This is a genomic window from Brenneria populi (genome assembly GCF_036016195.1).
Classification (GTDB): Bacteria; Pseudomonadota; Gammaproteobacteria; order Enterobacterales; family Enterobacteriaceae; genus Brenneria; species Brenneria populi.
The window spans coordinates 613,437-639,179 of sequence record NZ_JAYWTM010000001.1 but is presented as its reverse complement, the minus strand read 5'-3'; the positions used below and the strand labels follow the sequence as shown (position 1 = coordinate 639,179).

Genomic DNA, 25,743 nt, shown 5'->3' with positions numbered 1-25,743 from the left:
GGGACGCATCACCCCTGTGGTCGCCCCGTGTATCTCGATACTTAAACGATCGGCATTTGGCTTCGGCCGGCGTTTTCCGCTTCTGGGCGATAAGCCGGCTCGGCGATGCGGCACCACTGCCGATAGCGTTCATAAAGCCGCTGGTAGCGCGCGGCGCGCGGTCCGTCCGGCGTCAGCGTGCGTTCAATCGCGCTGGACATGTGGCGTTGCGCGTCTGGAATGTCGGGGTGAATGCCCGCCGCGACGGCGGCGAAGATGGCCGCCCCCAGCGCGCAGCACTGATCGGAGGCGACGATTTGCAACGGGCGATTCATCACATCGCTACAGACCTGCATGATGGCCGGGGATTTCCGGGCGATGCCGCCGAGCGCGATGATGTTGTCGACCGGCACGTCCTGACTTTCAAAACACTCCATGATGGCGCGGGCGCCGAAAGCGGTGGCGGCGATAAAACCGCCGAACAGCGTCGGCGCGTCCGTGCCCAGATTGAGGTCGGCAATGACGCCTTTTAACCGCTGGTTGGCGAAGGGGGTGCGGCGCCCGTTAAACCAGTCGAGTACCGCGGGCAGATTCTCCAGCGTCGGGTTCTCCGCCCAGGCCAGCGTCAACCGTTCCAGCAGCTGCGCCTGCGTGGCCTGTAGCGGTGTCTTGAGCTGCGGATATGCGTCGGCGGCCTGTTGCAACGGCCAGCTCAGCAGGCGGCCGAACCAGGCGTACATATCGCCGAACGCGGATTGGCCCGCTTCCAGGCCGACGCGGCCGGGCACCACGCTGCCGTCGACCTGCCCGCAGATACCCTGTATGGCGCGGCCGGCGATGCGTTCCTCCTCCGCTATCAGAATGTCGCAGGTGGACGTGCCGATCGCTTTAACCAGCGTATACGGCTGCGCGCCGGCGCCGACGGCGCCGACATGGCAGTCGAAGGCGCCGCCGGCGATAACCGTGCTTTCCGGCAGGCCGAGCCGCTGCGCCCATTGCGCGGCGATGACGCCGACCGGCCGCTCGGCGGTCCAGGTGTCGGTAAACAGCGGATATTGCAGATTCTCGCTTAGGCGCGGATCGAGCGCCTGCAGGAACGCTTTGGGCGGCAGTCCGCCCCAGTCGGGGTGCCAGAGCGACTTATGCCCGGCGCTGCAACGGCCGCGTTTGATCTCCGCGGGAGCGGTGGCGCCGCAGAGCAGGGCGGGCACCCAATCGCAGAGTTCGACCCAGGAGACGGCGGCCCGCCGCACCTCGGCGTCGGCCCGCGTGACGTGAAGTATTTTCGCCCAGAACCATTCGGCGGAGTACACGCCGCCGGTATAGCGGGTGTAATCGGCGAAGCGGCCGCTGCGGCACAGGGCATTGATCTCCTCGGCCTCTTCCAGCGCCGTGTGATCTTTCCACAGCACGAACATGGCGTTGGGATTGTCGGCGAACTCGGGGCGCAGCGCCAGAATATTGCCCTGCGCGTCGATGGGCGCGGGCGTGGAGCCGGTCGAATCCACGCCGATGCCGACGATCCGCCGACGCTGTTGCGCGCTCAACTGGTCTGCGGCGGCGCGAACGGCCTGTTCCAGCGCTTCAATATAATCCAGAGGGTGGTGGCGGAACTGATTGCCGGCCGGCAGGCAATATTTTCCCGCGCGCCAGCGGGGGTAATACACCACGTTCGTCGCCAGCTCCCGCCCGGTTCGGCACTCCACGGCCAAGGCGCGTACCGAATCGCTGCCGAAGTCGAGGCCGAGGGTAATCGCACTCATTGTCTGCTCCCGTTTAGCTCCGTCCGTCGTGTGGCAACGATAAGAGCGTGGCGGTTTCGGGCGTGAGGAGGCGTTGGCTGGAAGTATGCATTTTTCTGCCGCCAGCGGCGGTTTTGTGATGGACTTCAAAAGTTAACGACTGGTTAAATTCGCTAAATATATGTACAAACCTGTCATTATTTCGGGATGTGATAACGCTCTATCTCCTGGCGAAAAATAACGGATAAAAGGTAGGACGTCTGAATGCCGCGGAAGAAGGAAATTGCATCGACGCGCTGTTTTTCCTTTTATCCGGACCGGAAATGCCTTTCTGGAAACGATTACACGTTTTCGCGCCCACGGCGTGCAAAACGATAAATATACCGGAGAACATCATGCATAAATTCACTAAGGCGCTGGTAACGATTGGGCTGGCCGTCGTTATGTCACAATCGGCTATCGCCGCAACGCTGAAACTGGGGTTTCTGGTTAAGCAGCCGGAAGAGCCCTGGTTCCAAACCGAATGGAAGTTTGCCGATAAGGCGGGAAAAGATCTCGGTTTCGACGTTATCAAAATCGCCGTTCCGGACGGCGAGAAAACGCTTAACGCCATTGATAGCCTGGCCGCCAGCGGCGCCAAAGGGTTTGTTATTTGTACGCCCGACCCTAAACTCGGGCCGGCGATAGTGGCTAAAGCGCGCAGCTACGATCTGAAGGTTATCGCGGTGGACGATCAGTTCGTCAACGCCAGAGGCGAGCCGATGGACTCGGTGCCGCTGGTGATGATGGCGGCGACGAAAATCGGCGAACGGCAGGGGCAGGAGCTATGGCGAGAGATGAACAAGCGCGGCTGGAAGGTTGAGGAAACCGCGGTGATGGCGATTACCGCCAATGAGCTGGATACCGCGCGCCGCCGTACCACCGGTTCGATGGACGCCCTGAAAGCGGCCGGCTTCCCGGAAAAACAGATCTATCAGGTGCCGACCAAATCCAACGATATCCCCGGGGCGTTCGACGCCGCCAACTCTCTGCTGGTGCAGCATCCGCAGGTCAAAAACTGGCTGATCGTCGGCATGAACGATAACACCGTGCTGGGCGGCGTTCGCGCCACGGAAGGCCAGGGTTTTAAAGCGGCCAACGTGATCGGCATCGGCATCAACGGCGTGGATGCGGTGAGCGAACTGTCGAAAGGGCAGGCCACGGGCTTCTACGGCTCGCTGCTGCCAAGCCCGGATATCCACGGCTATAAAAGCATCCAGATGCTGAACGACTGGATCGCCAAGGGCGTAGAGCCGGCAAAATTCACCGAGGTCACCGACGTGGTGCTGATTACCCGCGACAATTTCAAAACCGAACTGGAGAAAAAGGGCCTGATGTAATAGCGGAATGCCGGTCGCGTAAGCCGGTTTTAGGGGAAACGCCGGGGGAGGCTCCCGCAGGGGAGGGCTCACCCCGACGGTCGCCCCTGTCTCTCGCTGCTTAAACGATCGGCATTAGGATGTGATATCGGCGCCGTTTGCGCGGCCGCCGTTTTAACCATGAGGAGATGGACATGACGGCACAGTCACCCTACTTATCATTTCATGGCATCGGCAAAGTCTTTCCCGGCGTGAAGGCGCTGACGGACATCAGCTTTTCCTGTTATGCCGGGCAGATCCACGCCCTGATGGGGGAAAACGGCGCGGGCAAGTCCACCTTATTGAAAATTTTAAGCGGTAACTATGCGCCCTCCAGCGGGGAAATCCGTATCAAGGGCAAGCCCGTGCAGTTCACCAACACCATGGATGCCCTGAATAACGGCATCGCCATCATCTATCAGGAGCTGCATCTGGTGCCGGAAATGACGGTGGCGGAAAACATCTACCTCGGCCAGTTTCCGCACAAATACGGCGTGGTCGATTATGCCCTGATGCGCTATGAGAGCCGGCTGCAGCTCGACCATCTGGGATTGGATATCGACCCCGATACGCCGCTTAAATATCTCTCCATCGGCCAGTGGCAAATGGTGGAAATCGCCAAGGCGCTGGCGCGCAACGCCAAAATCATCGCCTTCGATGAGCCCACCAGTTCGCTGTCCGCCCGGGAGATTGAACAGCTATTCCGGGTGATTCGCGAATTGCGCCGCGAAGGGCGCGTCATCCTATACGTTTCGCACCGTATGGAGGAAATTTTCGCCCTGAGCGACGCCATTACCGTGTTTAAGGACGGCCGCTATGTGCGCACCTTTGACGATATGCGCCAGGTGAACCACGAATCGCTGGTGCAGGCGATGGTGGGCAGAGACCTGGGGGATATCTACGGCTACTCGCCCCGCGACTGCGGCGCAGAGCGGCTGACCCTGAAAGAGGTGAAGGCGCCGGGGGTGAAATCCAGGGTTTCCCTGCATGTGCGCCGGGGAGAGATCGTCGGGCTGTTCGGGCTGGTGGGCGCCGGGCGCAGCGAACTGCTGAAGGCCCTGTTCGGCGCGACCCGTATCACCGGCGGGCAGGTGCTGTTGGACGGCAGGCCGCTGGCGATCGCGTCGCCGATCGACGCCATCCGCCAGGGCATCATGCTCTGTCCCGAAGATCGCAAGGCGGAGGGGATCATCGCCGTCCATTCGGTACGCGACAACATTAATATCAGCGCGCGGCGCAACAGCCTGAGAGCCGGTTTCGTTATTAATAACCAGTGGGAGGAGGAGAATGCGCGCCGGCGGATCCAGGCGCTGAATATTAAAACGCCCAGCGCGCAGCAGCTGATGATGAATCTTTCCGGCGGCAATCAGCAGAAGGTGATTCTGGGCCGCTGGTTATCCGAGGAGATGAAAGTCATCCTGCTGGATGAGCCGACGCGCGGGATCGACGTCGGCGCCAAGCATGAAATCTATCACGTTATTTATACGCTGGCGCAGCAAGGTATTGCCGTGCTGTTTGCCTCCAGCGACCTACCGGAAGTGCTTGGGCTGGCCGATCGCATCATCGTGATGCGCGAGGGCGCGGTATCCGGCGAGCTGCTGCACGATGAAGCCACGGAGCAGAAAGCGCTGAGTCTGGCAATGTTACGAACCCCTGATATTGACGCCGCGGTTGCCTGACCGCAAAGGAGTAAACCATGCCCATAAGTAAAACCGACTCGACGCTTGCCGCGGGGTCTGAAAAGAGAAAAGGCGGGACGGGCGTCGCCCGTATTTGGGATAACTACGGCATGCTGGTGGTGTTTGCCGTGCTGTTTTTCGCCTGCGTGATTTTCGTGCCGAACTTTTCCAGCTTTATCAATATGAAAGGGTTGGGACTGGCGATATCCATGTCCGGCATGGTGGCCTGCGGGATGCTGTTCTGCCTGGCTTCCGGGGATTTCGATCTCTCCGTCGCGTCGATTATCGCCTGCGCCGGCGTCACCACGGCGGTGGCGATCAATCTCAGCCAAAGCCTGTGGATCGGCGTTGGCGCCGGGCTGCTGCTGGGCGCCGCCTTCGGGTTAATTAACGGTTTTGTCATTGCGCGGCTGAAGATTAACGCGCTGATCACCACGCTGGCGACCATGCAGATCGCGCGCGGTCTGGCCTACATCATCTCCGATGGCAAAGCGGTCGGTATCGAAGACGAGCGTTTCTTTACGCTGGGCTACGCCAACTGGCTGGGGCTGCCGGCGCCGATCTGGATCACCGTGGCCTGTATGCTTCTGTTCGGGCTGCTGCTGAATAAAACCACATTTGGCCGCAATACGCTGGCGATAGGCGGCAACGAAGAGGCCGCGCGTTTGGCCGGGGTGCCGGTGGTGCGCACGAAAATCATCATTTTCACGCTTTCCGGCCTGGTCTCCGCGGCGGCGGGCATTATTCTGGCGTCGCGTATGACCAGCGGCCAGCCGATGACGTCGATCGGCTACGAGCTTATCGTGATTTCCGCCTGCGTATTGGGCGGGGTTTCGTTGAAAGGCGGTATCGGCAAAATCTCCTATGTCGTCGCCGGGGTGCTGATTTTGGGCACCGTGGAGAACGCGATGAATCTGCTGAATATTTCGCCGTTTGCCCAATACGTGGTGCGCGGTTTGATCCTGCTGGCGGCGGTGATCTTCGACCGCTACAAACAGCTGGCGAAGAAAACGCTATGAACCGCGTTTATGGGACGGGAGGCCTGATAAAACGCGGGCCTCGTTATGACGCTTGCTGCCGCGGAGGTTAGATGTATCACCGTATGACGCATGAAATCCAGCCTAATCCGCTGCTGCCGGGCTACTCGTTTAACGCCTATCTGGTCGCCGGGCTGACGCCGATCCTGGCGCATGGACCGCTCGATTTCTTTATCGATCGTCCTGATGGCATGAAAGGCTACATCATTAATCTCACCATCAAAGGGCAGGGACAGGTTTTTGATGGCGACGACGTTTTCTACTGCCGTCCGGGCGACTTACTGCTGTTTCCGCCTAAAACCAAGCACTTTTACGGCCGTGCGCCCGACAGCGACTGCTGGTATCACCGCTGGGTCTATTTTCGCCCACGGGCGTACTGGGCCGACTGGCTGGAATGGCACAGCAAAAGCTGCGGCGTCGGGCGTTTGAGCCTGCCGAATAACCAACTGCTGATGGAGTTCGATCGGCTATTCACCAATATCGAACAGACGCAGCGCTCGGGACGGCGTTTTTCGGAGGAGCTGGGAATGAATCTGCTGGAGCGCCTGCTGCTGCGGGCGATGGAGGAAGATCCGCAGAGTCCGCATAAAATCATGGATCCTAGGGTTATTGAGGCCTGCCAGTTTATTACCGCCAATCTGGCCGGCGAGCTGCGCATTGACGAAGTCGCCCGGCATGTGTGCCTGTCGCCGTCGCGGCTGGCGCATCTGTTCCGCGCGCAGGTCGGCATTAATATTTTACGCTGGCGCGAGGATCAGCGGGTGATCCGCGCCAAACTGCTGCTGCAAACCACGCAAGAGTCCATCGCCAATATCGGCAGGGTGGTCGGTTATGACGATCAGCTCTACTTCTCGCGCGTATTTCGCAAACGGGTGGGGGTCAGTCCGAGCGATTTTCGCCGCAGCCGCAGTGAAATCAACTATCCGGCGGCCGAAAAGGAAAACCCGCCGTGGAACGCGGCGTCCTGCGGCGTTGGCATTCGGCGCGCGGCGGAGATATCATCAAGATAATGAGATTCCTCTAAATTTATGAGGTATATATACCTAAATAATTCGAGCTGCGGTATGAAGGGTATACTTGTGGTGATATTAAAAAGCGAAGGCGAAGGGGAATCTTCATGAGTGACGTAATTCGTGTTGGATTATTGGGATACGGTTATGCCAGTAAAACGTTTCATGCGCCGCTGATTGCCGGGACGCCGGGGATGGAGCTGGTCGCTGTTTCCAGCAGTAATGCCGATAAAGTTCATGCCGACTGGGCGAATGTGAGAGTGGTGAGCGAGCCGCAAACGTTATTTAACGAGCGGGATATCGACCTTATCGTTATCCCCACGCCGAATGACACGCATTTCTCATTGGCCAAACAGGCGCTGACCGCGGGCAAACACGTGGTGGTGGATAAGCCTTTTACCGTGACGTTGTCACAGGCGCATGAGCTGAATCTGCTGGCCGAGCACACGGGAAAACTGCTTTCCGTATTTCATAACCGGCGCTGGGACAGCGATTTTCTGACGCTGAAGCAGGTATTTCATACCGGCGTGTTGGGCGATGTGGTTTATATGGAGTCCCATTTCGATCGCTATCGTCCGGAAGTTCGCCAGCGCTGGCGCGAAGACGGCAGCGAGGGGAGCGGGATCTGGTACGATCTGGGGCCGCATCTGCTGGATCAGACCCTGCAGCTTTTTGGCTTACCGGTCGCCATTCAGGTCGATTTGGCGCAGTTAAGGCCCGGCAGCAAAGCGACGGACTATTTCCACGCCGTGCTGATCTACCCTCAGCGCCGGGTGGTGCTGCATGGCAGCATGCTGGTGGCCGCCCCTTCCGCCCGCTATATCGTGCATGGTTCGCGCGGCAGTTTTGTGAAATACGGCCTTGATACGCAGGAGCAGCAGTTGAAGGATAATCGGCGTCCGCCGCAGGAGAACTGGGGGCAGGATAAACAGGACGGCGTGCTGACCCTGTACCGCGACGGCGTGGCGGTCGAGCAGCGCGTTTCGACGCTTCCCGGCGACTATCCCGCCTACTACAGCGCCATTCGCGATGCGCTAACCGGCAAAGGCGAAAACCCGGTGACGGTGCATCAGGCGATTCAGGTGATGGAGTTGATTGAGCTTGGATTGGCGTCGCATCAGCAGAAAAGGGTGATGACGCTAAAAAATAGCTAACGTCGTCAATTTTATGGCGGACGTTGCCGTTTGGTTGCGGCAGGCGATCTTAGGATCGCCTGCGTCGTTTAAACCAAAGGCTAATGAGAACCCATAAATCAAGCGGCGGCGCAAGGCGTCGGAGAGCTTGAATGGTGGCGGTTATCGGCCGAGATAAGGATGTGAGAATGGGGTGGTTGCAGCGGTTAAGAATTGATAGTTTTTTGCTGATACTGTTTTTGGTGGTGGCGGCGGCGTCGTTTTTCCCTTGCCAGGGCGCGGCGAAAATCTTTTTTGAGTATCTGACGACGGCGGCGATTGCGCTGCTGTTTTTTATGCATGGAGCCAAACTGTCCCGGCAAGCCATCGCCGCCGGGATGGGGCACTGGCGGCTGCATCTGGTGGTCTTCGCCAGCACGTTCGTCCTGTTTCCGCTGCTGGGCGTGGGCATGAGCCTGCTGGTGCCGGTGGTGTTGACGCCGGCGCTGTACCTCGGCTTTCTCTATCTGTGCGCTTTGCCGGCCACCGTACAGTCCGCCATCGCCTTCACCTCAATGGCCGGGGGCAACGTCGCGGCGGCCATCTGTAGCGCCTCGGCCTCCAGTATCCTGGGGGTATTTCTATCGCCGATACTGGTCGGACTGTTGATGCATACCCAGGGCGAGGGGCAGACGGACACGTTGCACGCCATCGGCGCGATTATCATGCAGCTGATGGTTCCCTTTGTTATCGGCCACCTATCCCGACCGCTGATTGCCGGATGGGTCGATCGCCACCGCAAGTTAATTAATATTACCGACCGCTCATCCATTTTGCTGGTGGTGTACGTCGCCTTTAGCGAAGCCGTGGTTCAGGGGATCTGGAGCCAGATTAACGGCTGGTCCTTACTGGCGGTGATCGTCTGTTCCATCGTGCTGCTGACCATTGTGCTGATCGCCAATACGCTGCTGGCGCGCAGGCTGGGTTTTAATCGCGCCGATGAGATAACCATCGTATTCTGCGGTTCGAAGAAGAGCCTGGCCAACGGCATTCCGATGGCCAGCGTCCTGTTTCCGGCCTCGGCGGTGGGGATAATGGTTCTGCCGCTGATGATCTTCCATCAGATTCAGCTGATGGTGTGCGCGGCGCTGGCCCAGCGTTATGCGCGCCGGCTAAAACGCGCTGAGGCGGGTTGCGCCCCCGCGCCGACCGTCGATTAATAAGCTGGACGCGGAAGAGACGGCGAAACGGCAACCCCAAGGCGGACGGTCGGGCCGCCTTGGGGTAAGCGCAGGGAAAACAGATTATGACGCCAGGCCGCGTTTACGCAGCACTTTCTCGCGCAGCTGTTGCTTTTCCCGCTCGCTGATAAACGCGATACGCAATCCATTTTCCTGCGCCTGACGGGTCTCTTTGGCGGTTAGCCCGGCAAGCGGCGCCGCCACTTCATATTCATGGCGGATCTCAATGCCCTGAACGGCCGGATCGTCGGTATTAATCGTGGCGGGAATACCGTAACGCAGGAAATGCGCCAGCGGATGCTGATCCAGCGCGGCGACGGTGCTGGTTTGCAGGTTGGAGGTCAGACAGGATTCGATGCCGATAGCGTTTTCAGCCATGTAGTTCATCAAATCGCTATCGATAATGGCGGCGACGCCGTGGCCGATGCGTTCGGCTTTAAGCTGACGAATAGCTTGCCAGATGCTTTCCGGCCCCGCCGCTTCACCCGCGTGGACGGTAATATGCCAGCCGGCGTCGCGCGCCTGTTTGAAGTGCGAGGCGAACAGGTCGCCGGGATATCCCAGCTCATCGCCCGCCAGATCCAGCGCCGCAATGTGGTCTTTGTGGGCCAGCAGACCGTCCAGTTCCTGTTGACAGGCGGCGGTGCCGAACGTGCGGCTCAGAATGCCGATCGGACGTATCACGATGTCACGATCGCGACAGCCCGCGGCGATGCCGTCGATGACCGCCTCAACCACGCCGGCAATCGGAAGGCGATGCTTCATCGCCATGTAGTAGGGAGAAAAACGCAGCTCCGCGTAATCCAGCCCGGCGTTAACGGCGTCTTCCACATTTTCATAAGCGACGCGGCGGCAGGCATCCAGCGATCCCAGAACGGCGACGCCCCAGTCGAGCTTCTGCAAAAAACTCAGTAAATCAGGCTCATTCTTGGTGACTTGCACATGAGGACGCAGTGACTCCAGGTCATCGGCAGGGAGTGAAATATTGAACTGGCGGCCCAGTTCCAAAATGCTCTGCGCGCGAATATTGCCATCAAGGTGGCGGTGAATATCCGTCAGAGGGAGTCGCGTATCAATCATGGTGTACTCTTTACAATAAATATAGTGGTATTGGACGGCCGGGGAGCGATCCGTCCGAGAGCGGTGAAGTATAAAAACAAATGGCGGCAAATTGCTAATCGTTACGAAAAAAAGTCAGGCAATCTGCCGTGCTAAAGGGCGTGCGCCGGTCTTATGCCCTGGGCGACGTCCGGGGCGTCCGCGCGCTGAGTTTAGGGATAATGCGGATATAAATCAGCTCGCTTAACAGTTCCACCAGCGTTTGGGTCACGATAATCGCCGGCAGCGTCGGGATGGCGCCGGGAATGGCGAGGGCTAACGGCAGCACGACGAGCGAATTGCGCGTTCCGGCGCTGAAGGCCACGGCTCGCCCGCCGGCGGACTCCAGCTGAAACAGCCTGCCGACCAGCCACCCGGCAACCGGAGCGATGACCGCGAATAATATATAGAACGGAATCGCCGCCAGCACCGTGGCCCAGGCGGTTTTCAGCTGCGGAATGACGGAAACCACCACCACGAATAACACCAGCGCGGTGGCGGGAACCGGAAGGAAGCCGAGCCCGTCGGCTAACCTAGCCAGCGGGGGAGAACGGCGCGCCCCCCATTGCACCAGCCAGGCAAGCAGCAGGGGAACGGCGATAAGCCAGATAAAGGCGTGGAAAAATGGCGCGATATGGATCAGCTCAGACGCCTCTCGGCCCAGGAACAGACCAAGATAAAACGGTAGCGCCAGCATTTGTACGATCAGCAGTACCGGCGTGGCGGCCAGCAATCGCGCCGCATCCGCGCGGCCAAGATGGGAGAAGGTCACCACGTAGTCGATACAGGGGGCGAGCAATACCAGCAGAATACCCAGCCGAATCATCGGGTCGGCGGGCAAATAGGGCACGAGAATAGCGAGCGACAGAGGGATAACGATAAAATTGACCGTAAGCAGCGCGGCAAGAAAGCGTATCTGCGCCAAATTCCGTTTCAGCGACGCGAGCGGCACCTGTAAGAAGGTCGCGAATAGCATTAACGCCAGCGCGGGGTTGATCGCCTGGTCCCATTTTTCCGTCGCGGGGAGCGCCAGCGCAATCAGCGCCGCCGCGACGACGGTAAGGAAGTAGGTGGCGGTTTGGCGCTGTTCCAGGAGGATCTTTACGTTTTGCATGCTGGATCTCTTAACGATAAAAACAGACTCGGACGGGAAGATAACCTGTAACGGCGCGGCGGCCGTCACAGGTTTATTGTTATCGCTTTCTTAAACTACTACGGCAGGCTACTCCGGCGATGACGCCAGATGCTTAATTGCTGCCCTCGGCGGGAAGGTCGATAAACGGCGCGATAAAGTCGGATAGCGGCATTTTGTTGCCGTTAAAATCGACCTGGCCGTCGGCGTACTGCAGTGAGCTGACGATCGCGTTATCTTGCGTGACGGTCATCTTATTCATTTGGCCGATGCTTGCCATCATATTCGCTTGCTGAAGCGCCATCTTGCGAACCTGCTCTTTCTCCTCATCGGTCGCGGGCTGTTTCCCCGTCTGAACCATCAATTCCGCCAGCATCTCCAACGGCACATGTAATTTAGCATCGAATTTTTTTACCGACTGTAGGATGATTTTTTCTTCATCCGACGATTCCGGATTGGCGGCGCTGGCGCCGTTCTGCAGCGGATCGGTCATATCCAGAGCCAGGGTAAAGGTGCTTTCGCCTTTGCCGTTTTTCCAGCTAAGCGGCGAGATGGAGATGTTTGGGTTTCCTTTCAGCAATTTAGGCAAGTTTTGCAGGAAAACCATCATCACTTGATGCTGATAAGCCAGGGGATCGTCCTTGGCCGCGTTTGGCAGAAGCTGCTGCATCGCTTTTTGATAATCGCTGGCGAACTGCTTGGTGCCTTCGCCGTCAAAGCGTGAGAAGTTTAGGGTCAGGCCGCCGGATCCCAGATTACGATCGCCGATGGTTAACGAGCCCAATCCCATGGTGGTTTTGCCCGCCAGATTTTTATCATCTTCCGTTACGCTGCTCTGTATCACAATATCGTTGAACGCGACGGGTTCGCCGCCGGCAACGGTCACCGTCAGCGACTTGGCGGTAGCGTTGCCGTCGCCGACCCTGACGTCAAACTTGCCCTGGCGGGTGTTGGTATCCAGCGCCAGATCTTTTAGCGTGAATTGCTCCATCTCCCCCCAGGGATTTTTCTTCTCTATCAAGATGCTGCCGGCGGTGCCCGACAGTTTGTGCGCGCGCAGATCGCTGGAGGCGTCTAGCTGCAGCTGCGCGCCGCTGAAAGACAATTTCTGCTCATTGCCCTGATATTCAATAGGCAGCAGGCTGATGTCGGCATCGATTGCGCCGCTGTAGGCGACGCGCGACTCGGCGGTAAATAACGGCTTATTCTGCGTGAGATCGAAAAGGGGTTTAATCACCGGCGTGTTCCCCAGCTCCGCCTGTACGGCGGCCATGGCGGGGATCAGATTAAACTTTTTGAGTTGCGATAAGGGGAAAGGACCGTGATAAACGGTATTGTTGATAACAATTTCCTCGCCCGGCGCCAGGGGTTTTTGCCACTTGTCCGAACCGTCGTATTGTATAACGAAGGCGGCTTTGCTGCTGAAAATACCGCCCTGATAATCGCGGTACACCACTTTTAGCGCCGCGTCGGGGTAGGCGGATTTTATCTGTGAGTTAATGTTGTCGGTAAACTCATCGATATTCTGAGCCAATTGTCTGCCGGTATACCAGGAAGCGCCGGTCCAGACGGCTCCCAAAGCGATGATAACGCCGGCGGCAATTAATGACTTCTTCATCTTATTCATCCTTTATTTGCACTCGCCCGGCTTCTTCCCGGCGAGCAGGTCTGTTTCGGTAATTACCGATTAAATACGCGCGCGACGCGCCCTCGTCCCTGAACCGTCACGGGCGACTCATCGGCTGAAATAAAACAGGATTCGCCCGCTTTAAGCACGATTTGCCGATCGTCTTTTCGCAGTAGGGCTTCGCCGTCTACGCAGAAAACAATGGCGGCGCTATTTTGGTCGAGCGTTTGCGGCTCGCCGTCCAAAAAGTGCAGAGAAAAGGCAAAGTCGCCTACGGGAATAGGGAAGCTTAGCGCATTTCCCTGCTGAATGGGGGCGGTCAATAAATTTGCCGCCGGTTTGGCTACGAATTTTACGTTGTCCAGCAGTTCCGGAATATCGATGTACTTCGGCGTCAATCCCGCGCGCAGCACGTTGTCCGAATTCGCCATCACTTCCAGGGCCACGCCGTTCAGATAGGCGTGCGGCGTTTCCGCGTAGAGAAACATCGCTTCGCCCGGCTGCAGCGTAATGACGTTGAGCAGCAGCGGAGAAAACAAACCGTTGTCGTCGGGATAAAACCGGGTGATATCGCGAATGGTCGCCCAGGGTTGGTCCTGCTGGTTGTTCAGCGCCGCTTTTAATACGCCCAGCGCCTGATTTTTTTGCTGTCCTTCCATACTCAGCAGGTTGGCGAACAGCATGGAGAGATTCTTGCCGTCGGGCTGTTGCAGAAAGGCGGAGATCGATGGATGGGCGCTGGCTACCGGCTGCAATAAAGCGACAATTTCAGATAATTCCCTAAAGCCGTTCATGGCCTGGAAAGGGGTTAGCGCAAAAACCAATTCCGGCTTGTGATTGGCGTCCTTATAGTTTCTTTCCGCCGCATCCATCGCGATTCCGGCAGCATTTTCCTTTGCAAACCCTTGTTCCGCTGCGGATTTGCTTGGGTGTACCTGGATGGAAAGGGGCTGCGCGGCGCACAGTACCTTAAAGAGGAAGGGGAGTTCGCCGAAACGCCGTGCGACGTCGGCGCCAAGGTGCCCGGATAGGTCCTCGGCAATCACTTCACGTAAGCTGCGCGCCTTCCCTTCTTCGTCAATAACCTGGGAACTGCTCTTGGGATGCGCGCCCATCCATAATTCCGCCATTGGTAAATCGTTAGGGTTATCAATACCATATAGCTCATTCAAAGCGTGTTTGCTTCCCCAGGCATAGTGCTGGACACGGTTGAGCATTTTTCGCATGTTGGATTCCTGACGTTAAATAATTCGTTGATTAATATAATTCAAATAGTTAACAAATAGGGGGCCGGCAAATAAATAGTTTCCGCTCACATCATGTTAATGTTTTATGTGTCACTATTCCAGACGGTGCCGGTAGGGGTAATCTCTTCGCTCAGACGTTTTGCGTCGCGCTATTCCGGGGCGATTTCGGCGGGGACAGGGCGTTTAATCAGGATTCGCGCCGAATATTTCCGTAATGATTTGTATTGTCATTATCGTTTTTATTTTCATTTTATGGCGATACTGACCCCTTCATTGTTTCGTAATGCTAAGGAGAAATGGTTATGACAACAACGCGTATTGAAAAAGATTCGATGGGGCCGATTGATGTTCCCGCCGCTCATCTGTGGGGCGCGCAGACGCAGCGTTCGCTGGAGCATTTTCGTATTTCCGAAGAGAAAATGCCGCGCGCGCTGATCTCTGCGCTGGCGCAGACAAAACGGGCGGCCGCCAGCGTGAATATGGATTTGAAGCTGCTGCCCGATGAGCGGGGAAACGCCATCGTTCAGGCCGCCGATGAAGTTCTGGCCGGCAAGCATGCCGACGAGTTCCCGCTGGCCATCTGGCAGACCGGTTCCGGCACCCAGAGCAACATGAATATGAATGAGGTGCTGGCGAACCGCGCCAGCGAACTGCTGGGCGGCGAACGAGGCAGCGGCCGTTTGGTCCATCCCAATGACGACGTCAATAAAAGCCAAAGTTCGAACGATGTGTTCCCTACGGCGATGCATGTCGCGGCCGTGCTGGCGCTGAATGAGCACCTGATTCCGGAGCTGGCCTCATTGCAGCGGACGCTGGCCGCAAAAGCGGAAAAATTCAAGGAGATCGTAAAGATCGGACGCACCCACTTGCAGGATGCGACGCCGTTAACGCTGGGACAGGAGATCTCCGGCTGGGCGGCAATGCTGCAACATAGCCTGAAGCATATTGAAAACAGCGTGCCGCATTTATGCGAGCTTGCGCTGGGCGGAACGGCCGTCGGCACCGGCCTGAATACGCACCCTGAATACGCCGTCCGAGTCGCCGCCGAACTGGCGCGGCTGACCGGGCAACCGTTCGTCACCGCGCCGAACAAATTTGAATCGCTAGGCACCTGCGACGCGTTGGTTCATAGCCATGGCGCATTGAAAGGGTTGGCGGCGTCATTGATGAAGATCGCCAATGACGTGCGCTGGCTGGCCTCCGGACCGCGCTGCGGCATCGGCGAATTGAGCATTCCGGAAAACGAGCCCGGCAGTTCAATTATGCCCGGTAAAGTGAACCCTACGCAGTGCGAGGCGCTGACGATGCTGTGTTGCCAGGTTATGGGGAACGACGTCGCGGTTAATATCGGCGGGGCGGCGGGCAACTTTGAACTGAATGTTTATCGCCCCATGGTGATCCATAATTTTCTGCAATCGGTGCGTCTGCTGGCCGACGGCATGAAAAGCTTCAACGAACACTGCGCGGTCGGCATTGAACCGAATCGCGAACGGATCGATAAGCTGCTGAATGAATCTCTGATGCTGGTGACGGCGCTCAATCCCCATATCGGTTACGATAAAGCGGCGGAAATCGCCAAAAAAGCGCATAAAGAGGGGCTGACGTTAAAAGTGTCGGCGCTGAAGCTCGGGTATCTCACCGACGCGCAGTTTGATGAGTGGGTGCGCCCGCAGGATATGGTCGGCAGTCTGAAAAGCTGATTAATCTCGATCTACTCGCCTGCCGGCGAGGTTAAGCCGGCAGGCGGCGCGCTCGGATCTTGGCGCGCGAACATCGTCGGCCGCTTACATCGCATCGGTATACAGATGCAGCCGGGGGATCAGCAGCCTCAGCGGCTTTGCCTGAGGTTTATGCTTATGTTTTATGTTGTCGGCATCATAGTTATTCAACTCGCCTATAACCGGGACGGCGCCTCCGCATGCCTGCCGACACAGGACCAGCAGCGGTGAGGGGCAGGGGTGTTGCACCTGTTTTTGCCGTTCAGGATACCATACTCTGGCGATCGGCTGGACCTTCACCGGGCGTTTGATCTTCAGCAACGCCGATTCGGGCAAGCGCAATACCTGCGCTATCTCCTGCTCGACCCGTTCGGCCCACTGCAGCTTGCCGTAGGGCGCGGCGTGTTTGCCGGCTTTGCGGCTTCTCTCCAGTTTATCCAGCAGGTCGACGCGGGTTATGGTTTTGATAATGTGTTTATTGGCCCAGCCGAAGCGGACCGACGCCGGATTGACGACCAGCGTTAATGAACGGTAGGCGCTAAGCGTGATCAGCCCCTTCAGATGCTGGTGTACGAACTCAAAGCGTTGCTCGGAGGCCAGCCCGGACTCGACGGTGATGATGCGCTCCAGCTCTTTTTTCAATGCATTGACTTCCGTTATCAGCTGCCGCGCCTGCTGATATTGGCGCTCATCGACGGAGAAGCACAGGGCGCCGGGGAGGCGGATAGCGGCTTTGCTGCTAATGGTTTCCGGATAGTGGTGGATAAACAGCCGCTGAAAATGCGTTAATCCCAGCTCGCATGCCGTCCGGCCGACGTGCTGATGAACTCTAATCTGTTCTATCGCGTCGTGCTCGGTGCCTTTTTCAATATCGGGCAGCGCAAAGACGCGCCCGGCCAGTAGGCGAAATGACGAAAACAGCGGCGGCATCTGCGCCAGCTTTTCTTCCAGCGTCGCAAAGCAGCGGTTCATTCGGCTAACAAGCGAGTAGCGATCCATGATTCCCCCTTCGCAGTCGGTATTTAGTTACAACATACTAATGGTTATATGACGAATCCCCGACATCGGCAACCGTTTTTCAGTCGCCGAGCAGGGATTAATGGCAAAAAGGTGAAATCAGGGCAGCTGTTTCAGGCGGACGCTGACCAGCAGCGCAACGATCAGCAACGTCGCCAGAAACAGGGTAATGCCCGCCCAGCCATATCCGTGCCAAAACACGCCGCCGATGGTTCCGGCCAGGCTGGAGCCAAAATAGTAGGAGAAGAGATACAGGGAGGAGGCCTGGCCTTTTGCCCGGCGCGCGCGCTGCCCGATCCAGCCGCTGGCGACCGCGTGAGAGGCGAAGAAGCCTGCGGCAAACAACATCATGCCGAGTAGAACGCACAGCATAGGGCTTAAGGCGGTAATGAGCAGACCCAGCAGCATGATGCCGATGGAGATCGTCAGCACCGGTCCGCGCCCATAGCGGGCGGTTAAGGCGCCGGCTTTCGGCGAGCTATAGCTGCCGGTTAGATACACCACCGACAGCAGGCCGACGATCGCCTGATTGAGCAGGTAAGGGGGAGCCAATAGCCGGTAGCCGATATAGTTAAAGAGGGTCACGAACGACCCCATCAGCAAAAAACCCTCTAAGAACAGCAGCGGCAATCCGGCGTCGTGCCAGTGCAGTTTCGCATTCAGCAGTAGCGTCTTGGGACGCAAAGAGCCGGGGCGGAAATGGCGCGACTCCGGCAGAATTTTCCAGAAGGTCAGCGCTGAAACCAACGCCAGAACGCCAATGGCGCCGACGGAGACGCGCCAGGGAAAATAGTCGCTCAGTACGCCGCTGACCAGCCGTCCGCTCATGCCGCCGATCGAATTGCCGCTGATATACAGCCCCATGGAAAAGGCCAGCACGCTGGGGTGGATCTCTTCGCTTAAATAACTCATGGCGACCGCCGCCACGCCGCTGAGCGACAGGCCGATCATGGCGCGCATGATCAGCACTCCGTGCCAACTGGTCATAAAGGCGCAAACCAGCGTGCAGATGGATGCCAACATTAGCGATACCACCATTACGTTCTTGCGTCCGACGGTATCAGACAGCGGGCCGGTAAATAGCAGGCCGAAGGCCATGGTTGCAGTGGCGACCGAAAGCGACAGGCTGCTGGCCGCGGGAGAAATGGAAAATGCCTCGGAAAGGACCGGCAATAGCGGCTGCACGCAGTAAAGCAACGCAAAGGTGGCCAAGCCGGCCGAAAATAGCGCCAGGGTGACGCGCATAAATTGCGGCGTACCGCGTTTGATATAGGGGGTTTTACCGCTGGCGTTCGGTTTTGGTGACCGTGTTTCAATATCATCAATAATCGAGGCGGGCGTATCATTTGCTGCTGGTGACGGGGGGGTACTCAAAATAATTCCAGATTTAACAAGGGAAAAGATGGCGCGATCATAGAAGAGCAATATTATTTTGTATAATATATTAGTCGTCATAATTAATACTTATAAAATATGAATATCGAATTACGCCATCTGCGCTATTTCATTGCCGTCGCCGAAGAGCTGCATTTTGGCCGCGCGGCGGAAAAATTGCTTATTTCTCAACCGCCTCTCAGTCAGCAAATACAAATTCTGGAAGAACAGATCGGCGCCAGATTATTCGAGCGCAACAACCGTAACGTACGTCTGACGCCGGCGGGCGAGATGTTTCTAAAAGAGGCCTGGTCAATCATCGCGCAGGTCAATCAGGCGGCAGAGCGCGCCGCGCGCATCCAGCGGGGGGAGATCGGGGAACTGACCATCGGTTTTACTTCATCCGCGCCTTTTATTAAAAAGGTTTCCCGCAGCTTGCTCCGCTTCCGTCAATCTTTTCCGCAAGTTCATATCCAGATGATGGAGTTGAATACCAAGCAGCAGATCGAACCGCTGCTGAACGGTAAACTTGATATTGGGGTGATGCGCAATAATCCGTTGCCCGATGCGCTTGAACATCAGCTTTTGCTGCATGAGGCGCTGGTCGCCGTGGTGCATGAGGCGCACCCGCTGGCCGTGCAGGCCAAGGGGCCGATCGGGATCGGCCAGTTGGCGAATGAGCCTTTTGTGTTCTTCTCGCGTGAGGTGGGGACGGCGTTATATGACGAAACCCTGACGCTGCTGAAGAAATACGGCGTTACGCCCTACATTACCCAGGAGGTCGGCGAGGCGATGACGATCGTCGGTCTGGTATCATCCGGCCTGGGCGTCTCCATTCTTCCCGCTTCGTTTATGCGCATCAAGGTCGATGGGGTGAAATACTTACCGCTGGCGGAGAGCGACGCAATTACCGAAGTCTGGCTGGTTACGGCGAAACACCGGGCGTTAAAAACGGCGGCGCGGACGCTGATTTCGCTGATGCTCAATCGATAATATTTTCAATATGTGCATCAAATCACATAACGAATCAAATATTTGACGCCTTTCGCGAAAAGCCCCAACATAACCTCAGCTTTTTATTTTGCAGCGTGAAAAATAGGTTATATATACCCTAAATAATTCGAGTTGCAGGAAGGCGGCAAGAGAAGGAGTCCCGATGAGCTTACACAAGTAAGTGATTCGGGTGACTGAACGCGGCCAACGCACATGTAACTTGAAGTATGACGGGTATACCCTAAATAATTCGAACTGCAGGAAGGCGGCAGGAAGACGGGGATAACCGGTCTCCATCAGCAGCGCCAGCGATAAGATGAAGTGAAGAGTAGGAGCCAGTTTTGTGATTGCCGACGGCCAGCCAGGACATATCGATCAAATCAAACAAATGAACGCCGGTGCTGTGTACAGACTGATCGATAATTATGGCCCGATATCACGCATTGAGCTGTCGAAACGCGCGCAGCTGGCGCCGGCCAGTATCACCAAAATCGTGCGCGAGCTGCTGGAAGCGCATCTGGTTCAGGAAACCGAATACCAGGATGTCGGCAGCCGGGGGCGCCCGGCCATCGGACTGATCCTCGATACGCAGGCATGGCATTACCTCTCCGCGCGCATCAGCCGCAACGCGATTACGCTGGCGCTGCGCGATCTGAGCAGCAAACTGGTTGCCGAGAATTGCATACCGCTGCCCGCGGATGATCCGCAGCCGCTGCTGCAGCGTATTCTGAATGAGATCGATCGGTTTTTTATTCGCTATCAAAGTCGTCTTGAACGGCTGACCGCGATTGCGATTACCGCGCCCGGCATGATCGATTCCGCCGCCGGGGTGATTCACCGCATGCCGTTTTACCATGTCGAGGAGATGGCGATAGGGCCGGCGCTGGAACAGCGCACCGGCTTACCCGTTTTTGTTCAGCATGATATCTGCGCCTGGACGATGGCCGAAGCGCTGTATGGCGCCTCACGCGGCTGCCAGAATGTCATTCAGATCGTGATTGACCATAACGTCGGCGCGGGCGTCATCACCGGCGGGCGGATTCTGCATGCGGGCAGCCGTAATTTGGTTGAGATAGGGCATACGCAGGTCGATCCCTATGGCAAGAGGTGTTATTGCGGCAATCACGGTTGCCTTGAGACGGTCGCCAGCACGGAAAGCATGTTAGAGCTGGCGCAGCAGCGGATGAGCGTTTCAATGAGTTCGGCGCTGCATGGTTCGCCATTGACGGTCGACAGCCTCTGCGACGCGGCTTTAAACGGCGATCCGTTGGCGAAAGATATTATTAACGATGTGGGTAATAACGTCGGACGTATTGTCGCCATTATGGTTAATTTATTTAATCCCGATAAAATTTTGGTCGGATCGCCGTTAAATAAAGCCGCGGATATTTTATATCCGGCAATTATGGGGTGTATTCGCCAGCAGTCTTTTCCGCCTTATAGCCACAACATTAAGGTGGAAGCGACCCAGTTTTATAATCAAGGCACTATGCCGGGCGCGGCTTTGGTTAAAGATGCTTTGTATAACGGGTCGTTACTGGTGAAATTGCTGCAGGGGTAATGTTAAATTCTCCGTCCCTCCTGATATTCGTATTTTCCGCTTCGCCAACGCAGAGAAACAAAACATTGAGCTAACGCAAGCCGCCTGAATGGCGTATCGCCTAGACTTCGGCTATTGGATGGCATTTTGTCGTGTTTGTTATTTTTCAGGTTCCTCCCGGAGTTTTCTCATGTTGAAACGCGTTTTCGTCACAGGTACTGATACCGCGGTTGGTAAAACGGTGGTATCCAAAGCGTTATTGCAAAAACTGGCAATGACGGGAAAATCGGTGGCCGGCTATAAACCCATAGCCAAAGGGTGTACGGAAACGGATGCGGGATTAAGAAATAAAGACGCGCTGCTGTTGCAGGCGGCGTCGTCAATTGAGCTGCCTTATGAAATAGTCAATCCGATCGCATTGCGGGAGGACGAAATCAGCGCCAGCGAACAGGAAATTAATTACAGCGCCATGACTCAGGGATTACAGCGGTTAAGCGATATCGCCGACGTCGTCGTGGTTGAGGGCAGCGGCGGCTGGCGCACGCTGATGAGCGATCTGCGCCCTTATTCCGAATGGGTCGTTCAGGAACAGCTGCCGGTCATTTTAGTGGTCGGTATTAAACTGGGTTGTATCAGTCACGCATTATTAACGGCTCAAGCCATCATTAATGATGGTCTGCCGCTGGTCGGCTGGGTGGCGAATCGAATTAATCCGGGGTTGGCGAATTATGCGGAGATCATTACCGTGCTGCGTAAAAAAATTCCCGCGCCGCAGCTAGGGGAATTGCCTTATTTACCGCGCGCCGAACAGCGCGACTTATCTTCTTATACCGATCTCTCGGCATTAAATTATTAGTTTTTTGCCCGTCGAATGACTTCGGGGTGTAGCCGTCAGCGCTGCACCTTATTTATATTTAGGGTCTCCTTTCCGTTTTAAATTCCCATCGCAAGTTTGGCCGGCCGCCTTACGCGGTCCCCAATGGGATAACAGCTGGTATACTCAGCAACAGATATTATTCGCCTGGCAAAAAAATATAATGAAAACAGTAGATAATCCTGAGCATCCCCCGGTCGCGCGGCGCCATTGGGTTTTAATCGCCTGTATGCTGGCGATGTTTACCGCGGCGATCGAAGTTACCATTGTCGCCACCGCGCTGCCGACCATTATTACCGACCTGGGCGGTTTTTCGCTGTTGGGATGGGTTTTTGCCGCTTATTTGCTTACGCAGGCGGTCAGCATTCCGATTTATGGGCGGCTGGCCGACCTGTTTGGCCGTAAGCGCGTCTTTTTTATCGGTATGATGATTTTCCTGCTGGGGTCGGCGCTGTGCGGTTTTTCCCGCCATATGGGATGGCTGATTCTGTTTCGCGCCATACAGGGCCTGGGCGCCGGCGCCATTACGCCAATCGCGTTTACCATCGTCGCGGACGTGTATAGCAAGACGGAGCGCCCCAAAATTCAGGGATATCTCTCCAGCGTATGGGGGATTTCGGCGATCGCCGGCCCGCTGATGGGGGCGTTTATCGTCGAGCGCTTCTCCTGGGCGCTGGTGTTCTGGGTTAACGTTCCCATTGGAATCCTGTCGATATTGTTATTAGCCCGCTATTTGCCTGCGGTTAGCCGGGTACGGCGGCATCGGCTGGACTGGGCCGGCGCATGCTACCTCGCGCTTACCGTCGCGACTCTGTTGCTGGCGCTATTGCAGGCTGAAGCGTTCGGCATCGGGGGCGTTCCGCTACTGGCCGTCGCCGCGGCCGGCGCCATTTTATTATTCAGGCAGGAACGCCGGGCGCCCGAACCGCTCTTTCCGCTGGCCTTATGGCGTAACCGGGTGATTGTTGCTGGGAATTTCGGCGGTCTGTTGATTGGCGCGGCCATGATGGGCGTCAGCGCTTTTTTACCGACCTTCATCCAAAGCGTGATGGGGCGATCGCCGCTGGAGGCGGGCAGCATTCTGGCGCTGATGTCGATTGGCTGGCCCTTGGCCAGTACGCTGAGCGGCAGATTGATGCTCTGGACATCCTATCGCTTTACCGCCGTCAGCGGAGGCGTGCTGCTGATTGCCGGCAGCCTGATGTTGCTAACGCTCGATCCCGATACATCGCTGAACTGGGCCCGCGTTGCCGCTTTTACCATCGGCGCCGGTATGGGATTAAGCAACACCACCTTTTTGGTTTCGGTGCAAAACGCGGCGGACTACGCCATTCGCGGCATCGCAACCGCGTCCACCATGTTTACCCGTATGCTGGGTTCGGCGCTGGGCACGGCCATTCTCGGCGCGACGCTGAATATCAATCTGCATTTTCGTCTGCCGGAGATGGCCGATCCGCTACAAACGCTGATGGATAGCCGCAGCCGGAGCATGATGAGCGCGGCGCAGCTTGAATCAATCTCCTGGCAAGTCTCATCCTCAATACACTGGGTTTTTATGGTTTCGGCGCTGATTGCGGTCATTACGCTCTTCGCCGCTTGGATGATCCCCGCCAATCAACGGATTCAGGGCTAATCCGTCGGGAACGGCAGGTTCGGGAAGGTTCGTTTCAGAGAGAACAAAAGGCTCTCCGAAACGAAAACGGGAATGGTTACTGCGCGCCGGTCGTCGGCTCGGCCGGGGAAGCGGCGTCGTCCGTTCCCGCGTCGCCGTCGGCATGTCGGATGTAAATGATTTTTTGCGAGTCGTTTTCGCAATGGCCCACGACCTGGCCGCCGGCCTGACTCACCTGATCGTTAGGCACGATATCAAGGGTAAAACCCGATTCAGGCACGCCGTTGTTGATGATTTTCTGCGCAATGTCCGCTTTAACGCTCTCACAAGACGCCTGCGCGGCCAGAGGCGTAATAACCAACAAAGCCGCGCCGAATATCATGGATTTTTTCATCTTATCACCCTTTTATCTGTATGAATTTCTGCCCATTGTTACACCGAGCGGGCAGATGAACGTTACATTAAAAGCGTAGACTAAAAATCAGGGCGCGACCGGGCGGCCTGTACGGCGGTCGAGGCAGCGCGAAGTATTGGCTTCCCAATAGGCGTTAACGTTGTAGCTGGCGTTGCACTTTTCTTCGCCATCTATCGATTTTTCCAATTTATCGAACTCTTTCTCGTTGCGTGAGTTGACCTTATTGCGCAACGTACGGGTTGAATTCCACTGTTCGCCGCTTTGGCGAGCGGCTTCTTTGGATAAGGAGCTATCGCCGGATTCAACGATAACGTGACGGGTGTCCGCCAGCGCGGCCGGTTGCCAGGCGGCACAGGCTATGACCATGGACAGCGGGATCATGGCCCGCATCAGGGATGCAAAAGAGTATGCTTTCATTTTTCACCTTGATGAATAAAGGATATCTATAACCTTTGGCTATTATGCCGTCTAATCCGCCGCCGATAAAGCGGGTTTCCCCTGCCGGCCTATTCGGTTAAGGACGCGCGTTGAGAAGCGGGGCGGACAGGCGTCTGCGGCGCGCGGCGTTGCGCCTTGCCGTGCGATAACATGATAAACGGTTTCTCAATCTTCAGGTAGGTGAGCGCGCTGATCAGCGTCACCAGGACGAAAGCGACCGACAGGGCGGCAAGCGCGCCGTAGCGCGGATAAATCAGCGTAAAGGCGGAAGTCAGCACCAGCCCGTGAATGATATAGCTGCTGTAGCTGACGATGCCGCTGAAGCGGATCGGTTTTAGCGTGAGCAGGCCGAATAGCGTATTGCCGCTGGCGGTGATGAGAAAAAATAGGGCGATCAGCAGTACCGACAGGCTGGTATAGGCGAAATCGAAAAGGGAAAAGCTCAGCGCCACGCTGCCGATAGCCAGCGCGGCGAACAGGCTATTCAGCCACGGCTGGCTATTGATATTTTGCGTTTCATGGCGGAACGATGAGAAGCGGTGCAGCGTCGCCGTCAGCATGCCGCCGATAAAGGCAAAGAGAATACTGTAGGTACCGCCGGCGATCGCGTCGCAGCGCAATAGCGCCAACAGGACGACAATCGCGCCGAGCAGCAGAGCCAGCGAAACGCCCCTGTTTTTGCACAGCGAGCTGAGGAAGGGGAACAGCGCGTAAAATTTCACTTCAATCGCCAGCGTCCAGAATACGCCGCACAGTATCAGCCAGCCCGGCTTGCTGTCGGTGAGCGGCATACCCTGAATAAAGCCGAAAGAGAGCCATGAAGCGAGGGAGTGAACGAAATAGCGTATATCCATTTTATCGCTGAAGCCTATCAGAAACGACAGACCATAGACGGCGATGACGGCAAACAGATATAGCGGCAGCAGGCGATATATTCTGCGTCGGTAAAAAACGCCGACATCGCCGGCGCCGCCGTTATTGAGCGCCTTGTTCCAGAATAAATAACCGGTAATCATAAAAAACACCATCACGCCGAACGAACCGAATTGGGTTAATATCCGATGGGTGGCTTCATTAAAATAGGCGATATAGCCGGCGTTGATTTTCCAGGTTGAGTCGATAAAAAGATTGGACATTAATATGCCATGATGAATGATGACCGCCGTCGCGGACAGCCCGCGCAATCCGTCGATAGTGGATATTTTTTCGCCGTCGCCGATCTCCTGCGTAAATTTACTGCTCAGCAACGGATAAAGCAGGAAACAGGAAAAAATGGGCAATGTACATACGGCTAAAAACAATAATCCCTGCATCAATCATCCTCATCCGACGGCAAAAACGTTATCGAGAATAGTGCGGCGATTTAGCGGATTCAAGGTCGTCGGGCGAACGAAACTATTAAATAGATGCCATCGAAAAATGACTATCATTATGTATCTATTGCTTTTTTTAATATCATTG

Annotated in this window: 21 protein-coding genes; 11 read left to right on the top strand and 10 right to left on the bottom strand. The window is 56.5% G+C overall.

The genetic code is table 11. The features are described 5' to 3' along the window. Positions 1-41 precede the first annotated feature (41 nt). Positions 42-1,742 (bottom strand): ribulokinase, encoded by a 1,701-nt coding sequence (locus VSX58_RS02860; protein ID WP_327616727.1) that lies wholly within the window; start codon positions 1,740-1,742, stop codon positions 42-44. Between the two features lie 374 nt (positions 1,743-2,116). Here VSX58_RS02860 and VSX58_RS02855 point away from each other — a divergent pair, with 374 nt between their 5' ends. The 6 genes from VSX58_RS02855 to VSX58_RS02830 all read left to right on the top strand — a co-directional run bounded on the left by VSX58_RS02855 (position 2,117) and on the right by VSX58_RS02830 (position 9,176). Further along, the gene (locus tag VSX58_RS02855; protein ID WP_327616726.1) at positions 2,117-3,100 is read left to right on the top strand and encodes an arabinose ABC transporter substrate-binding protein; all 984 of its coding nucleotides are present in this window, start codon (positions 2,117-2,119) and stop codon (positions 3,098-3,100) included. 173 nt (positions 3,101-3,273) lie between these two features. Further along, positions 3,274-4,797 carry an L-arabinose ABC transporter ATP-binding protein AraG gene (araG, locus tag VSX58_RS02850; protein ID WP_327616725.1) on the top strand — a complete coding sequence of 508 codons (1,524 nt, stop codon included), beginning with the start codon at positions 3,274-3,276 and terminating at the stop codon, positions 4,795-4,797. A 17-nt stretch (positions 4,798-4,814) separates the two neighbouring features. Then, the gene (araH, locus tag VSX58_RS02845) at positions 4,815-5,816 is read left to right on the top strand and encodes an L-arabinose ABC transporter permease AraH (protein WP_327616724.1); all 1,002 of its coding nucleotides are present in this window, start codon (positions 4,815-4,817) and stop codon (positions 5,814-5,816) included. 71 nt (positions 5,817-5,887) lie between these two features. After that, entirely contained in the window at positions 5,888-6,844 is a 957-nt protein-coding gene (gene araC / locus VSX58_RS02840; RefSeq protein ID WP_327616723.1) for an arabinose operon transcriptional regulator AraC, read from the top strand. A 107-nt stretch (positions 6,845-6,951) separates the two neighbouring features. Next, positions 6,952-7,998, top strand: a complete 1,047-nt coding sequence (locus VSX58_RS02835; protein WP_327616722.1) for an oxidoreductase — start codon at positions 6,952-6,954, stop codon at positions 7,996-7,998. Positions 7,999-8,165: 167 nt separating this feature from the next. Then, complete coding sequence (locus VSX58_RS02830) at positions 8,166-9,176, top strand: bile acid:sodium symporter family protein (RefSeq protein WP_327616720.1); 1,011 nt, start codon at positions 8,166-8,168, stop codon at positions 9,174-9,176. An 84-nt stretch (positions 9,177-9,260) separates the two neighbouring features. Here VSX58_RS02830 and add read toward each other — a convergent pair whose 3' ends face one another. From add to manA, 4 genes are all read right to left on the bottom strand, one after another. Then, complete coding sequence (gene add / locus VSX58_RS02825) at positions 9,261-10,277, bottom strand: adenosine deaminase (RefSeq protein ID WP_327613489.1); 1,017 nt, start codon at positions 10,275-10,277, stop codon at positions 9,261-9,263. A gap of 151 nt (positions 10,278-10,428) precedes the next feature. Then, positions 10,429-11,409 carry an arsenic resistance protein gene (locus tag VSX58_RS02820; protein WP_327616719.1) on the bottom strand — a complete coding sequence of 327 codons (981 nt, stop codon included), beginning with the start codon at positions 11,407-11,409 and terminating at the stop codon, positions 10,429-10,431. Between the two features lie 133 nt (positions 11,410-11,542). Then, positions 11,543-13,045, bottom strand: coding sequence for a YdgA family protein (locus VSX58_RS02815; protein ID WP_327616718.1), 1,503 nt, complete (start codon positions 13,043-13,045; stop codon positions 11,543-11,545). 62 nt (positions 13,046-13,107) lie between these two features. Further along, on the bottom strand, positions 13,108-14,280 hold the full coding sequence (gene manA, locus VSX58_RS02810; RefSeq protein WP_327616717.1) for a mannose-6-phosphate isomerase: 1,173 nt from the start codon (positions 14,278-14,280) through the stop codon (positions 13,108-13,110). A gap of 323 nt (positions 14,281-14,603) precedes the next feature. Between manA and fumC the strand changes: the two genes are divergently transcribed. Beyond that, on the top strand, positions 14,604-16,001 hold the full coding sequence (gene fumC / locus VSX58_RS02805; RefSeq protein ID WP_327616716.1) for a class II fumarate hydratase: 1,398 nt from the start codon (positions 14,604-14,606) through the stop codon (positions 15,999-16,001). 84 nt (positions 16,002-16,085) lie between these two features. On the opposite strand, the gene tus is transcribed toward fumC, so the two are convergent. Both tus and VSX58_RS02795 read right to left on the bottom strand, forming a co-directional pair. Next, on the bottom strand, positions 16,086-17,018 hold the full coding sequence (tus, locus tag VSX58_RS02800) for a DNA replication terminus site-binding protein (RefSeq protein ID WP_327616715.1): 933 nt from the start codon (positions 17,016-17,018) through the stop codon (positions 16,086-16,088). A gap of 117 nt (positions 17,019-17,135) precedes the next feature. Further along, positions 17,136-18,410 carry an MFS transporter gene (locus VSX58_RS02795; protein ID WP_327616714.1) on the bottom strand — a complete coding sequence of 425 codons (1,275 nt, stop codon included), beginning with the start codon at positions 18,408-18,410 and terminating at the stop codon, positions 17,136-17,138. A gap of 99 nt (positions 18,411-18,509) precedes the next feature. Between VSX58_RS02795 and VSX58_RS02790 the strand changes: the two genes are divergently transcribed. The 4 genes from VSX58_RS02790 (at position 18,510) to VSX58_RS02775 (ending at position 23,450) form a co-directional block, all read left to right on the top strand. Continuing rightward, the gene (locus VSX58_RS02790; RefSeq protein ID WP_327613482.1) at positions 18,510-19,403 is read left to right on the top strand and encodes a LysR family transcriptional regulator; all 894 of its coding nucleotides are present in this window, start codon (positions 18,510-18,512) and stop codon (positions 19,401-19,403) included. 343 nt (positions 19,404-19,746) lie between these two features. After that, positions 19,747-20,964, top strand: a complete 1,218-nt coding sequence (mlc, locus tag VSX58_RS02785) for a sugar metabolism global transcriptional regulator Mlc (RefSeq protein ID WP_327616712.1) — start codon at positions 19,747-19,749, stop codon at positions 20,962-20,964. Positions 20,965-21,133: 169 nt separating this feature from the next. After that, positions 21,134-21,799, top strand: a complete 666-nt coding sequence (gene bioD / locus VSX58_RS02780; RefSeq protein ID WP_327616711.1) for a dethiobiotin synthase — start codon at positions 21,134-21,136, stop codon at positions 21,797-21,799. A gap of 181 nt (positions 21,800-21,980) precedes the next feature. Then, a complete protein-coding gene (locus VSX58_RS02775; protein WP_327616710.1) occupies positions 21,981-23,450 on the top strand; it encodes an MDR family MFS transporter in 1,470 nt (489 codons plus the stop codon). A 76-nt stretch (positions 23,451-23,526) separates the two neighbouring features. Here the strand turns inward: VSX58_RS02775 and VSX58_RS02770 are convergent, their stop codons facing one another. The 3 genes from VSX58_RS02770 to VSX58_RS02760 all read right to left on the bottom strand — a co-directional run bounded on the left by VSX58_RS02770 (position 23,527) and on the right by VSX58_RS02760 (position 25,595). Then, positions 23,527-23,823, bottom strand: coding sequence for a DUF1161 domain-containing protein (locus VSX58_RS02770; RefSeq protein ID WP_327613478.1), 297 nt, complete (start codon positions 23,821-23,823; stop codon positions 23,527-23,529). An 87-nt stretch (positions 23,824-23,910) separates the two neighbouring features. Then, a complete protein-coding gene (locus tag VSX58_RS02765; RefSeq protein WP_327616709.1) occupies positions 23,911-24,261 on the bottom strand; it encodes a DUF1283 family protein in 351 nt (116 codons plus the stop codon). Positions 24,262-24,350: 89 nt separating this feature from the next. Continuing rightward, the gene (locus tag VSX58_RS02760) at positions 24,351-25,595 is read right to left on the bottom strand and encodes an acyltransferase family protein (protein WP_327616708.1); all 1,245 of its coding nucleotides are present in this window, start codon (positions 25,593-25,595) and stop codon (positions 24,351-24,353) included. Positions 25,596-25,743 lie beyond the last annotated feature (148 nt).

Bases quoted from the DNA above. Each gene is read 5' to 3' on its own strand.
- VSX58_RS02760 (WP_327616708.1), bottom strand. From the start codon at position 25,595: ATGCAGGGATTATTGTTTTTAGCCGTATGTACATTGCCCATTTTTTCC.
- tus (WP_327616715.1), bottom strand. From the start codon at position 17,018: ATGGATCGCTACTCGCTTGTTAGCCGAATGAACCGCTGCTTTGCGACG.
- add (WP_327613489.1), bottom strand. From the start codon at position 10,277: ATGATTGATACGCGACTCCCTCTGACGGATATTCACCGCCACCTTGAT.
- VSX58_RS02770 (WP_327613478.1), bottom strand. From the start codon at position 23,823: ATGAAAAAATCCATGATATTCGGCGCGGCTTTGTTGGTTATTACGCCT.
- bioD (WP_327616711.1), top strand. From the start codon at position 21,134: ATGTTGAAACGCGTTTTCGTCACAGGTACTGATACCGCGGTTGGTAAA.
- araG (WP_327616725.1), top strand. From the start codon at position 3,274: ATGACGGCACAGTCACCCTACTTATCATTTCATGGCATCGGCAAAGTC.
- araH (WP_327616724.1), top strand. From the start codon at position 4,815: ATGCCCATAAGTAAAACCGACTCGACGCTTGCCGCGGGGTCTGAAAAG.
- VSX58_RS02790 (WP_327613482.1), top strand. From the start codon at position 18,510: ATGAATATCGAATTACGCCATCTGCGCTATTTCATTGCCGTCGCCGAA.
- VSX58_RS02830 (WP_327616720.1), top strand. From the start codon at position 8,166: ATGGGGTGGTTGCAGCGGTTAAGAATTGATAGTTTTTTGCTGATACTG.
- VSX58_RS02860 (WP_327616727.1), bottom strand. From the start codon at position 1,742: ATGAGTGCGATTACCCTCGGCCTCGACTTCGGCAGCGATTCGGTACGC.
- VSX58_RS02820 (WP_327616719.1), bottom strand. From the start codon at position 11,409: ATGCAAAACGTAAAGATCCTCCTGGAACAGCGCCAAACCGCCACCTAC.
- VSX58_RS02855 (WP_327616726.1), top strand. From the start codon at position 2,117: ATGCATAAATTCACTAAGGCGCTGGTAACGATTGGGCTGGCCGTCGTT.
- VSX58_RS02775 (WP_327616710.1), top strand. From the start codon at position 21,981: ATGAAAACAGTAGATAATCCTGAGCATCCCCCGGTCGCGCGGCGCCAT.
- VSX58_RS02815 (WP_327616718.1), bottom strand. From the start codon at position 13,045: ATGAAGAAGTCATTAATTGCCGCCGGCGTTATCATCGCTTTGGGAGCC.
- VSX58_RS02765 (WP_327616709.1), bottom strand. From the start codon at position 24,261: ATGAAAGCATACTCTTTTGCATCCCTGATGCGGGCCATGATCCCGCTG.
- VSX58_RS02835 (WP_327616722.1), top strand. From the start codon at position 6,952: ATGAGTGACGTAATTCGTGTTGGATTATTGGGATACGGTTATGCCAGT.
- fumC (WP_327616716.1), top strand. From the start codon at position 14,604: ATGACAACAACGCGTATTGAAAAAGATTCGATGGGGCCGATTGATGTT.
- araC (WP_327616723.1), top strand. From the start codon at position 5,888: ATGTATCACCGTATGACGCATGAAATCCAGCCTAATCCGCTGCTGCCG.
- manA (WP_327616717.1), bottom strand. From the start codon at position 14,280: ATGCGAAAAATGCTCAACCGTGTCCAGCACTATGCCTGGGGAAGCAAA.